Source organism: Aquimarina sp. I32.4 (assembly GCF_002924285.1).
GTDB lineage: Bacteria > Bacteroidota > Bacteroidia > Flavobacteriales > Flavobacteriaceae > Aquimarina.
Window position 1 is genome coordinate 1 of record NZ_PGUB01000126.1, and the last position, 10,990, is coordinate 10,990.

General features: G+C 33.2%; 8 protein-coding genes and 1 pseudogene. All 9 read right to left on the reverse strand.

Annotated elements, in window-relative coordinates; all coding sequences use genetic code 11:
* Positions 1–233: 233 nt before the first annotated feature.
* A complete protein-coding gene (locus CVD18_RS19445) occupies positions 234–929 on the reverse strand; it encodes a hypothetical protein (protein WP_103867169.1) in 696 nt (231 codons plus the stop codon).
* A 5-nt stretch (positions 930–934) separates the two neighbouring features.
* Positions 935–2,956 carry a M23 family metallopeptidase gene (locus CVD18_RS19450; protein WP_199185111.1) on the reverse strand — a complete coding sequence of 674 codons (2,022 nt, stop codon included), beginning with the start codon at positions 2,954–2,956 and terminating at the stop codon, positions 935–937.
* Between the two features lie 7 nt (positions 2,957–2,963).
* Positions 2,964–3,623 carry a hypothetical protein gene (locus CVD18_RS19455; protein WP_103867170.1) on the reverse strand — a complete coding sequence of 220 codons (660 nt, stop codon included), beginning with the start codon at positions 3,621–3,623 and terminating at the stop codon, positions 2,964–2,966.
* Complete coding sequence (locus tag CVD18_RS19460; RefSeq protein ID WP_103867171.1) at positions 3,620–5,155, reverse strand: DUF4280 domain-containing protein; 1,536 nt, start codon at positions 5,153–5,155, stop codon at positions 3,620–3,622. Before CVD18_RS19460 ends, CVD18_RS19455 begins: the two co-directional genes overlap by 4 nt.
* The gene (locus tag CVD18_RS19465; RefSeq protein ID WP_103867172.1) at positions 5,148–6,038 is read right to left on the reverse strand and encodes a hypothetical protein; all 891 of its coding nucleotides are present in this window, start codon (positions 6,036–6,038) and stop codon (positions 5,148–5,150) included. The genes CVD18_RS19460 and CVD18_RS19465 overlap by 8 nt, the downstream gene beginning before the upstream one ends.
* A 14-nt stretch (positions 6,039–6,052) precedes the next feature.
* Positions 6,053–7,519, reverse strand: a complete 1,467-nt coding sequence (locus tag CVD18_RS19470; RefSeq protein ID WP_103867173.1) for a DUF2235 domain-containing protein — start codon at positions 7,517–7,519, stop codon at positions 6,053–6,055.
* A 7-nt stretch (positions 7,520–7,526) separates the two neighbouring features.
* The gene (locus CVD18_RS19475) at positions 7,527–8,609 is read right to left on the reverse strand and encodes a DUF2931 family protein (protein ID WP_103867174.1); all 1,083 of its coding nucleotides are present in this window, start codon (positions 8,607–8,609) and stop codon (positions 7,527–7,529) included.
* The gene (locus tag CVD18_RS19480) at positions 8,599–10,383 is read right to left on the reverse strand and encodes a type VI secretion system Vgr family protein (RefSeq protein ID WP_103867175.1); all 1,785 of its coding nucleotides are present in this window, start codon (positions 10,381–10,383) and stop codon (positions 8,599–8,601) included. The genes CVD18_RS19475 and CVD18_RS19480 overlap by 11 nt, the downstream gene beginning before the upstream one ends.
* Positions 10,384–10,626: 243 nt before the next feature.
* Positions 10,627–10,990: pseudogene (locus tag CVD18_RS19485) on the reverse strand (IS5/IS1182 family transposase); the annotation flags it as partial.

Consider the following 10,990-nt stretch of genomic DNA (forward strand, 5'->3'; position numbering starts at 1 on the left):
AACCCTCGCTTGGCTAATGGTATGTGTGGAATTATTTCCATTTCTATTGTATATTTGTCTAGTACGCTGTACATAATGGGCTGCTTTTAAATAATTTACGTGTCGTAACGCAAATATCGGCAGCCCGTTTTTACAATTCAAAAAAAAGTTTAAATCAGTTCATCATAAAAAAGACAGCCTTACCAAAAAATTTGCCCAATTTTATAGTTTACAAAATCGGATGATAAAAAGCTTTAATTTTGAACATCACTTTTTATTAGTTTTTTATCTTCATACCTGTATTTCAGATCTTTTCCAAGAGTAGTTTTTTCAGCTTCATCTTCATATACTTTTACATCATCTTTAAAAGAAACCTCAATACTATTATTTTTTATCTCTTTTATTTTTATATATTGAATTATACTTAAACTTTCTCCATACTCATTTAATGCCATCACGTCTAAACTTCCAAGTACCTTGTATATTCCACCACTATATTCATAAATATCAACACCCCAACTTTCTTCAGCACCAGTTTCATTAACCGTTATTATTTTGTCAGTTTCTTTTGAAGTGAAAAAATTAAGCCTATAATACCAACTATCTTGTTGCCCCTTAGACCTGTATAACAATTTATTTTCTTTGTTTAGTACTAAAAGATGAATCCCGTTCTTATTATCATCAATTGTTCCCACAATAAATTGAACAGAATCTATCCAAATTGATTGATCCACCCCTATAGAATCAATACGAAAATCATTTTTAATTGAATCTGGTTTTATTTTAACATATTCAATTGGATACTCCTTGATTGCATCGTCCTTTTTTACAGGTTGAGACAGATCATTTTTTTCTACAATACTAACCTTTTTGGTTATCTCAGCTTTTGAAGCATTTTTTTTACAACTAAAGCATAGTATAAAAACAAGAAAATATAATAAAACCCTCATATCAATTAAATTTTATGTTTTGTATTAGCCACTTTCTTTTGATGACTTTTATTTGCTTTATTCTCTCCTCTTAAGTTCACATAAAATGCAGGATTGCATCTATTAACCAGACCTCTTCCAGGTCTTGGCAGGTTTGCTATCTCAAAGTGAAGATGAGGAGCTTTTGTTCCACTTGCATTACCTGTTACTCCTGAAACTCCAATTTTATCACCTGATTTAACTCTATCTCCAACTTTTATTGTTGCTTTTTGAACGTGGGCATATCTTAAATAAATTTTTCCTTTTAAATCAAAGCTTGGTCCTTTTTCGATTTCATTAGGGTATTTTATTATATACTTATTTTTTGATTTTTCTAAATAACTTGCATCATCAACTTCTATTACAATAACATTTCCATAGCTTTTATCATTACTCTTCCCGTAAATTCTTTCTACTTTACCATCCAAACATGCAAATAAATCCGTCCCTTTTTCTGCAAATACATCCAAACCTGTATGTGCCTTTGGAACTAATTTTGTTTTGGCTTTATTCCATTTTAAACGAACTTTCCCAAAGGTGCTTCCTTTAGGTTTATATGTCCCTGAAAAGTTGTACAATGTTATTTCAGAATCTTTTATAGGATCAGTCCATAGTGACTTAGCTTTAAGCTTAAAAAAACCAGAAGTTTTGAAAAAATCTTTCTTATTTTTTTCTCCTGCATTTTTTACACTATCACATTCTGTAGCGAGAAAAAGAGACGTCGAATCAAGTTTTTTAACAATTGAGCCTTTATTATCCTCCTCAACTGTTGTTGTTCTTACATAATCTTTTTTATTATTAAGGTCTGGTAAGCCTCTAAACGCTTCAATCTGCACTTTTTTACCAACCAGCGCTTTATCAAAAACTAATGTTAATTTATTTTTATTTGCTACAAGCTCTGTTTTGGCATAGGTGTATAATCCAGATTTGCTTTTAGCGTTGATATACGTTTTTTCTTTATCTGCGGTAGTTTTTTTTGGGTCTCCCTGTACATAAAAAGACCACCGAATATTATTTTTATCTTCTTCATTTGCAGATGCACCATAAGTATCTATTGTATACACAGCCTCTTTCTCAAGACTGATTGTTCCTGGTCCACTTATTTTTTTAGGATAACTTACTTTGGATGCACTAATATCATAGGTAAGGTTAACAAAGGTTTCTGCTGTTCTGGCTGTAGCTTTTTCTTCGGCTTCTTGTTTGGCTTTTTTCCCTTCTTCAGTTTCATCTTCACGTATATACAATGCTTCTTGCCAGCCTTCAAAACTTATGTGAGCGTCTTCGCCTTCTGCTTTGATCTTATCTTCTTTCGGGCGTAATTGTATTTTTTTGATTCCTACCTCGATTTTATCTCCTTTGTCTTCTTTATGCAATACGAGAGCTCCTCCTTCTTTTTTGCCATTCTCTTCTTTTACATCAATCTCTATCCAATCACTAGCTTCTGTATTGGTAGTTGTATCTTCTTTTCTGGCAAATACTAATACTGGTAAAGTATCATCTTTTGTTTTTAAAAGTTTAAGACCTTCTTCTTTTTCATAAATTTTTACTCTAGCTTTTTTATCTTTTAAATTACGTGTTTCTGTAATAAGATATACTTGATATCCCATGGGAGCAGATGTAATTTTTGGGTATGATACTTTTTCTACATCTTGTTTTAAATCTATGATAACGGTATCTCCTTTTTTATAAGAGTCTTCTTTAAGTTTTTCTTTAACAAGTGCTTGAGAAGTGTATTTTTTATCTTTCTTAACACTCGCATTCACTTTTTTTAGAATGACTGTAGCTATACTACTTTTTTTACCTTCTGTACTCGTATTATTTGTTCCACCAAAAGTATAAGTATAGGTTCCTGCAGCCTCTTTTACATTTTCTATTTTCTTTTCTGCAAAATAAGCTGATATAATTTCAGGCTCCTGTTCATTTTTTGCAACCAAAGGTACATTGATAGAAAAATTTCTACCAGAAGCCTTTATACCCTTCATCCTTATTTTAAGTTCTGTAGTACTCATATGCGCCCTATTTATAGTGTAATAAAAGTGATGATCCGTTATTTTTATATATTATATCTAATACGTTAGTATCATTTGCATCATAAACAAAGTATGTGAATTGTTCTTTTTTTTTGTGATAAGTTGATGTTCTTATTTTTTCAAAAATTTGATATAACCCCTGTAAATTCAGTGTCGCTGTACTTACTATCAATTTACAATTATTTTCTTTTACAGAAGACTCTACTTTTATAGAAGAATCTTGGTAACTATTGCCTACAATAATGTCTCTTATTGTAAATTTTTCTTCATCCAACTCATACCTTATTACTAAATTTTCATCTTGTACTTGATCAAAAGAAAATTCTCCTGGAGGAGTATATAAATACACATCTGTAGCTGTTAGAGAAAGTGAAGTTCCTAGCTTATGCTCATCATATGTCTTGGATGTATTTTTTATATAATCAGAGTTTTTAAGAGAATCTACAATATGCATTTGACCTTTAATCATGTCTTGTGCATATTGGTCTATTTTTTTAAGTGCTTTTGTATTATTTTCTAGGTTGAAAATATAATTTGCATCATAGTCATTTATTGATGTATACCGTATATCCATCGGTTGCTTTTGACTATTGCAAGCAAAAAAGCCAATACTTATAAAAAAAAGGAACACTACCTGCTTTATCATAATTCTATATTTAGCATTATTGCAAAGGGTTGAAATTTGGTTTTATCTTCTACATTTTTAAAATGTTGAAGACAAAACATAGCTACCAAACCAGGAATCCATTGTTTCATAGTGCCATCAGCCCCTCCATCTTCCCAGCCTGCTCCAAAAGTGTCAAAAAAAGAAAGGTTTGTAATCGTAGCATGTATTTCTCCGTCTTGTTTATAAATCTCATAATTAGCCAGACATCCTTGAATTCCTCCTACAAAAGTTGCTATCTCATTTACATTGGGATTCATTCCCTGCAATGCACTATAATACGGCAATCTGGCCTTGAAATTATAGGGTCGATTAACATCTCTGGTAACATACTTATTACTCTTATATCGATCGACTAATTCTTGTTCTAAAGCGGGTAAAAATTTACTTTTAAATTGATCTGAATCTTTTACTTCTTGCACAGGATTGGAATCAGGTCCAAAAATAAATGGTTGGCCTTGTCCTGTAAAAAAATGATTCGCTAGATCTCTTCCATTTTTACCAAACCCATCTTCTATATCAGAAAAACCCCATAAAACAGATTTAAATTCAGCCTTAAGGTATGCAGTAGGATATGATTTTGTGAGATTTACGTTTTTTACATCAAAATCCGTCATCCCATTTCTTTTCATCTCACTATTACTAGGAGCATCTGCATATATCCAATCATATGCTCTTTGCAATTGACTATTGACAACTATGATTTTTCCGTTCTCATTAATACGCTGACCTTTATTGATAACTCCTGTCTCTAGAACTTCTTTCTCATTTGTTTCCTCTGCTACTGCAGTATCATTTTGTGAACTACTGGCTTGTGTTGTTGTCCCATTAGAATTATTCTCTGAAGCTTCCTGATTGGCATCTATAGTTACCAATCTAAGAGCTACAGTACCATCTGCTCGCACAGTACCAGAAAACACTTTTGTACTTTCTCCATTACAAAATGCATTCCCTCCTTCTTCTTCAACGGTTACCTCTACTCTTTCCCCTACATTCATATTTTCAGTTCTCACAAACATAGCAGCTTTCTGATCAAATGTTATTTCATCGATTCGCTCCTTTCCTTCTTCATCCATCCAATAGGTTTCTACAATCTTTGGTGCTTTATCATTACCCAACATTGCACCAGGAATGGTCATTGCAATCTCTTTGAATTGCTCTTGTATACTTCCTGCAGTATTGATTTGCATTGGTTGCATAATGGTTACTTTACCACCCGTGCCACACATACACTCTGAATCTGCATATAGAAATTTTTTTCCTCCCCCTAGTGTTGATGTTTTTGTTGTTTTTGTCCATCGTTGCAACCCTGGAATACAAGGTAGATACCCACTATTCGTTGGTTTTAACTTACATTGCCCAAAAGTAGCAGGTACTTGTACATCCATATCAGTTGCTTTGAACTGACCTTGTATTTTTACTTTTTGATTTTCTGTAACCAAAAGCTTGGCAGGAACAAATCCTTGATTGCATTGCAATAATGCGCCGTCTAATACATATATTTTACTACTCATTTTCTTTTTTCAGATTAAAAGTTATTGTAGTTTCTTTTTTATAAAGATTTTCTACCTCAAAGGCATATTTTAGTTTTCCTTGAGTCACCAATCCATGATCTGGTTTGGTTTTATACACTCCTTTGTAATCAAAATGTAATTCATGTCGATCTCCTTTTATAACCGACAATTGCCCCAAAAAGGCATTCAACTGAGCCAATGAAAACTTAGGGTGTTCTGTATCTATTTCTGCTCCTGTTACTATGGTAACATCTGTAAACGCTATATTTTTATTTCTTATCTTTTTCTGCGCTATAATTGGAATATCAATTGTGCTCAAAGCATTTGCTATTGTTTTTTTGACATGAATAGTTTCTTTACCTATAAATTCATGATAAAATAAGTCAGAAAAAAAGAAGGAATAAAAATTATCTTCAACAAATAATTGTTGAATATTCTCTTCTTCTAATTGCCAATCAAAATTATCTACCATCGTTTCCATATCCGGAAATTCTTCTAGAAAGTCTTTTTTTATAGCCTGCCACTTTTCTCTAATTTGTTCTGTATTAACTACCTTAATTAACTTAAAGTTTTTATTAACTCTTACTTCTAAAACATCGTTTATAGTTGCTACCCTAAGTGCGATTTGTTGTGCCTTGGTAAGCCTCTTGATCGTTTTTCGTTTTTTATTCAGTAAAAATCGTTTCCTTATTTCTATTTTATAGATGAATAATCCTCCTTCATCAACACCAGAATACGTAAGATCAAACTCTATTCCTGTTCTATTATAACTCTTTACTTTATTTTGAGTAATTTCTGTACATATATCTGCTGTATAGCCTCGAGTTACTCTTTCTTCATTAAGCTTAAGAGACTGCGTAGTATGAGACAGGGTTCGTTGCATGTATTCTTTTTATATTATCCTGGTTGTGTTACTCTTTGTCTTTGTCCGTTTACTCTATTTGGCCCCATACCAATACCACTATAGTGGGCGGAAAAATGAAAGTATCGATTGCGCAATAATTTTATTAATGTTCTGTTTGCTGGGTCATCAAATGATAGTTTTTCTCCACCATTAAACACATAATCGTCTAATTTTTGCTTTGCTTCACTAAGTTCTGATGGAATTGGATATGATCTAGTAATTTTACCCATTAAAAAATTCACATTACTATCTACAGAGAATTTACCCATTATTTGTAATGGTATATAACTATACCTATTACTCAGTCTTTTTCTATCACCCGTAATTGTTCCCCAAAAATCACTAACTTCAATTTCTTTAGGTTTAAACCATCCTTGTTCTATCAAGAAATCTCTTTCTGCTCTCAACGTATTAAGGTTTACCCCATAATCAAGTCGTACTTCTTCATCGGCATTATGCACATATCCTCCTCCAATATCTGAATGTACTCCTGGCAAAAACTTTTCTACTCCTCGATTTCCTGTACTATTTATATTAGTGAGTCTAAAATTACTTCGATGTTCATCATCTGCTGCTAATTGCAATGTTTTTAATGATTTTTTTACAGCATTTAATTTTAATTCTGAGGTATCATTATCGTGATTAAGTCCTAACGAGGCTACTGTATCAAATAATCCTGCAAAGTGTATTACCAGAGTTTTTACTTTTACTCCTTTTTCTTTCAAAAATTCACCTAGTGGGCCATAATCATCTTCATACTTAATAATTGTAGTCGTAACTGGAGCATATTCTCCAGACCCTGTTGTTATTATCTCTTTTACTGCTCCTTTACGCTGTGTAATTTCATGAATAAAGTTTCTTGCAGCAGCAGCACCCCGGCTAAATCCATAGGTATCTATGTATAAAATATTGATATCATCAACTCCTAAATCTGCTATCGCATTGGCTACTTCTTCGCATCCTTTTTTTACTTTTGCTTTTACTCCAGTAGAGCCAGTTCCCATACCCATTCCCATCTTAGAGTCTGACCCTTCATTTTCTGTCCCTATCCCTTCTATATAAACAGAAAGCTTCTTTATTTTCTCTTCATTTACGGGTTGATATGCTGGCTCTATCCTAGATATATTAGAATGATCATTATCGTAACTTCCTGTTTTATTAGGGCTCCAAGGAGTACCCCACCACCAATCACGATATTTGGAAACTAATTCTTTATTATACGGTTCTCCTCTTTTCTTTTTTTCATACTCTAACCGTATGATTGTATTTTCTCTATTATTAGCTGTCCCATCAAAAAAGACTGCTGCCGATACATTGACACTCTCTTCTGATATCAATTCTTCATACTCAGCATTACCAACATGAACTGGTGACGTTTGAACATTAACCCCACTTAACACATTTTTTGTTTGTTCTGATGCTGCTCCAGTAGAAGCTGCTGTTAATCCAATACTTCCCATACTGCTATTAATTAGAAGTTTCGTATATTTTTACTCTAGCTTTCTCCAACATTATCACTTCTGAATCACTCTTTACACTAAGCTCTATATCACTGTTATATTTATCTATTTTTAGTATTAAGTCAACTTGCTCTACTTTTGGGTTTTGGTATATTTTATCAAAAGCTTCTTGAGTTTCACGATAGTCAAAAAAGATTTTGGCTCCGTAATCGTTGTTATTTTTATCTTTCCACTTTAATCTAAAATAATCTGCTACAGGCCTTTCTTTATTCTGCCCCAACACAGGGTTATCTCCTATCGTATTTAGGCTCTCTCCATTCACAAAATCTATTAATATTTCTTTAAGATCATCTGGTTCCTGATACATTACTACAGGTTTCCAGTTATATTTTTTTCTGTACGTATCCCATATCCCGTAGGGAATTTGCTCTGGATTCATTTTAGATTTTGTTTCTTCATCAAAATCTTCTTCTAGAGTGTCATCTATAAACTCCTCTATAGTCATCATTGCTGAGGGTGCAAATTCTTGTATAGTAACTTCTGTCTCTGATGCTACAAAACGGTCTACCTCTGTTGACCATCCATTCCCCATAAGCCATACAACAACAATTCCTCCTGGAGCCAACCCTACATTTATCCTGCTATAGGTCTTTTTCTGCCCTAATCGATCCATGTATCCTTCTGCAAATAATGTTTCTATCTTTTTGCTTGGCAAATCAAAGCTTCCTTTATAAAACTTCTTTTCTAAGTATGACAACCAAGTTATTTCTAATTTTACAGGAATAGGCTTACTATCATCCCCCACTATATGAGTTGCTCCCAATTTTCCCCATCCTTGATCTAGAGTATGACCAGAAGGAATGTAAATGCTTTCCTCATTCTCATATATAAAACTACCTTTATGTATTTGAACAGGAGAAAATTTTGGTGCACAGGCTGATGGCCTCCATTCGTATTTTTTCATTCCTATCGCGTTCGTTATTTTTTCCTTTTTGGGATTATTATCTTGACATGACACTACACTTATAGTAGTAAGTGTAATTACTAAAACCAGAAAAACAGCACGTAATCTCTGTAGATTATTCACCATACTCTACAGTCTCTGCACTTGCAATAGTAATTTTTCCCCCAGCATTAGTTTTAATCTCTCCACTGGCATCAGTAGAAATTTCCTGAGCTTCTTGTTTGTACTCACTACTGATTACTTTCATTGTTTCTCCTATCTGCTTATCTTCATTTGTAGCACTAATGAAAGAATCTCCTGTAATCGTTTCTGATTTATTTTTACCTACAGAAACATCTAGATTTTCTTCGACATTAATTTGCATATTCTTGGCATTAAATGTCATATTTTCACCAGCAGAAATTGTAATATCATTATTTGCTGTATCAATGTGAATAATATTTCTGTTTTTATCTGTTATTGAGATAAACTCTGTTCCTTTACTATCATTAAGTTCTATAGTATGGCCACTTCGGGTACGTATTGCTTTGACATCATTGGCTTGAGTACCCCAACTTTGAGGGTTTTGAGTTCCTGTATACAATGCCCCCATTATATAAGGACGTTCTGCATTGCCCCCTTCAAAACCAACTAGTACTTCTTCTCCTACTTCTGGAATAAAATGAAACCCTTTTTCTCCACCAGAATGCGGTGTCATCATTCGCAACCATGGAGTCATTTCTCCGTCTGGTTTTTGCCAAGGAAATTGTACTTTGATACGACTTAGCCCATCAGGATCTGCATTTTCTGTAACAATTGCTGTTTGAGATTCACTTCTAGGGAAAAGCATTGGATTGGTACCTGGTGATATATCAATCTCTGCAGTCACTCCCTCAAAATTATTAATATAGTTTCCGTTTTCTGAAGCGGTATGCGTTACTTTGGTGATACGATAACTACCTTGCCCTGTTGACGCCTCTTCTATTCTTATAATCTGACCTAGATAAACTCCTGGGTTATCACTTATACCTTTTACCAAAACTTGCTTAAGCTCACGAGTTTTCTTTTGTTGCTCTACCTGTTTATCAAATCGTTGCTTAAGTTCTCTGTCATTATATGAGTTGAGATATACATTTGTTTCTTTCACATACATCTCATCACTTTTATTACTAGTGAAGCTATTATAACCGTTTACTCCTGTGCTTACTTCTGTAGTCGCTTTTTCATGTAATTCATCTACTAGATAATCATTGGTAAAATACTTAAAATTATTAGGTATTGGATTAAGTTCTAAAGTAAATTTTTTAAGGTCATGCCCATAAGTTAGAGTTACCTCTTCATTGTTCACTGGTTCCCCAAAAACTAAGGCTCTCCCATCATAATAAAACCACTCTCCATATTGCGCCGCCAATCTTCTGGCATATTGATACGAGCTATCATGATGCTGTACACTATAGTGTATATTTGCCGTAGTTCTTGGACTAAATCTTGTTTCTAATTTGGATTGATCATAGCCTTGAAATGTTTTACTTAATATCTCTGCCAAATTAGTATCATTATGTGAGGCAAAATGGGGTCCATCATCTGCAATAACACTCGCACTTTGAGCTTGTATTTCTATAACATCTTCATCCCCGTTATCAAAGCCTTTGGTATTATTTACTTTTACAACTACTCCCTTGAATTCAAGATCTCGATATCCTGAGAAATTTTCTCTAGCACTTACTTGTAGTGTAATAATTTCACCTAACAGATTTTTACTTTCTGAGGCTACTTCTTGGTCTAATCTTTCTAGTATATCCATACGACAGACTAAGGTAAAAAGATGATGAGAATCAAGGTCTTGCTCTAATATTAACCTTTTATATGTAGGAATTAAAGTACCTCCTATATAGATTTGTATGTTGGATTGTAAAGCCATATTGTTTTGTTTTTAAGAGAATAAAATGAGGATAAACACTCTGCCCATATAAAATTAACATTTTTATATACTCTAGGCAAATAGAAACGTAGCTCTGTTTAAAAAAAATACACTCATATAAAATACAACCGTATTTTTATTTTATCAAAGTGTTTTTATCCGAAGTGATTTAAACTTTTTCTAGTTCTTTTTTTTAAATTTTTTAATCGCTATGACAATGAATGACAGGTAATTGAAACCTATTCAACTAGTTACGGTAGTATCATACCTATTGAGCAGTGACCTATAGCTATCCATCCAAGCATTGGTTCTCTCTATAGCATATCTTTCATTGTAAAGTTCTTGGTCGAAATATTCACCTCTGTCTAGGTCTCCATTACGTTTATTGAAACATACATTTGCATTAATATCCTTTTTATCACATGAGTTTCTAAAGTCCTTGGCGTCAAAGCCTGCATCTGCATTGAGAAATAACCCCTCTATAGAAATATTAGCGTCTTCCAATGTTGATGTTACTACCTCGAATTGAGTCTCAATATCATAGAGATCATTATGATTACCTGCTAAAGGTTCTGACAGGGCAAGAGGCAATTGCTTCTTGGCATCA

Bases quoted from the DNA above. Each gene is read 5' to 3' on its own strand.
- CVD18_RS19445 (WP_103867169.1), bottom strand. From the start codon at position 929: ATGAGGGTTTTATTATATTTTCTTGTTTTTATACTATGCTTTAGTTGT.
- CVD18_RS19470 (WP_103867173.1), bottom strand. From the start codon at position 7,519: ATGGGAAGTATTGGATTAACAGCAGCTTCTACTGGAGCAGCATCAGAA.
- CVD18_RS19465 (WP_103867172.1), bottom strand. From the start codon at position 6,038: ATGCAACGAACCCTGTCTCATACTACGCAGTCTCTTAAGCTTAATGAA.
- CVD18_RS19455 (WP_103867170.1), bottom strand. From the start codon at position 3,623: ATGATAAAGCAGGTAGTGTTCCTTTTTTTTATAAGTATTGGCTTTTTT.
- CVD18_RS19475 (WP_103867174.1), bottom strand. From the start codon at position 8,609: ATGGTGAATAATCTACAGAGATTACGTGCTGTTTTTCTGGTTTTAGTA.
- CVD18_RS19480 (WP_103867175.1), bottom strand. From the start codon at position 10,383: ATGGCTTTACAATCCAACATACAAATCTATATAGGAGGTACTTTAATT.
- CVD18_RS19460 (WP_103867171.1), bottom strand. From the start codon at position 5,155: ATGAGTAGTAAAATATATGTATTAGACGGCGCATTATTGCAATGCAAT.
- CVD18_RS19450 (WP_199185111.1), bottom strand. From the start codon at position 2,956: ATGAGTACTACAGAACTTAAAATAAGGATGAAGGGTATAAAGGCTTCT.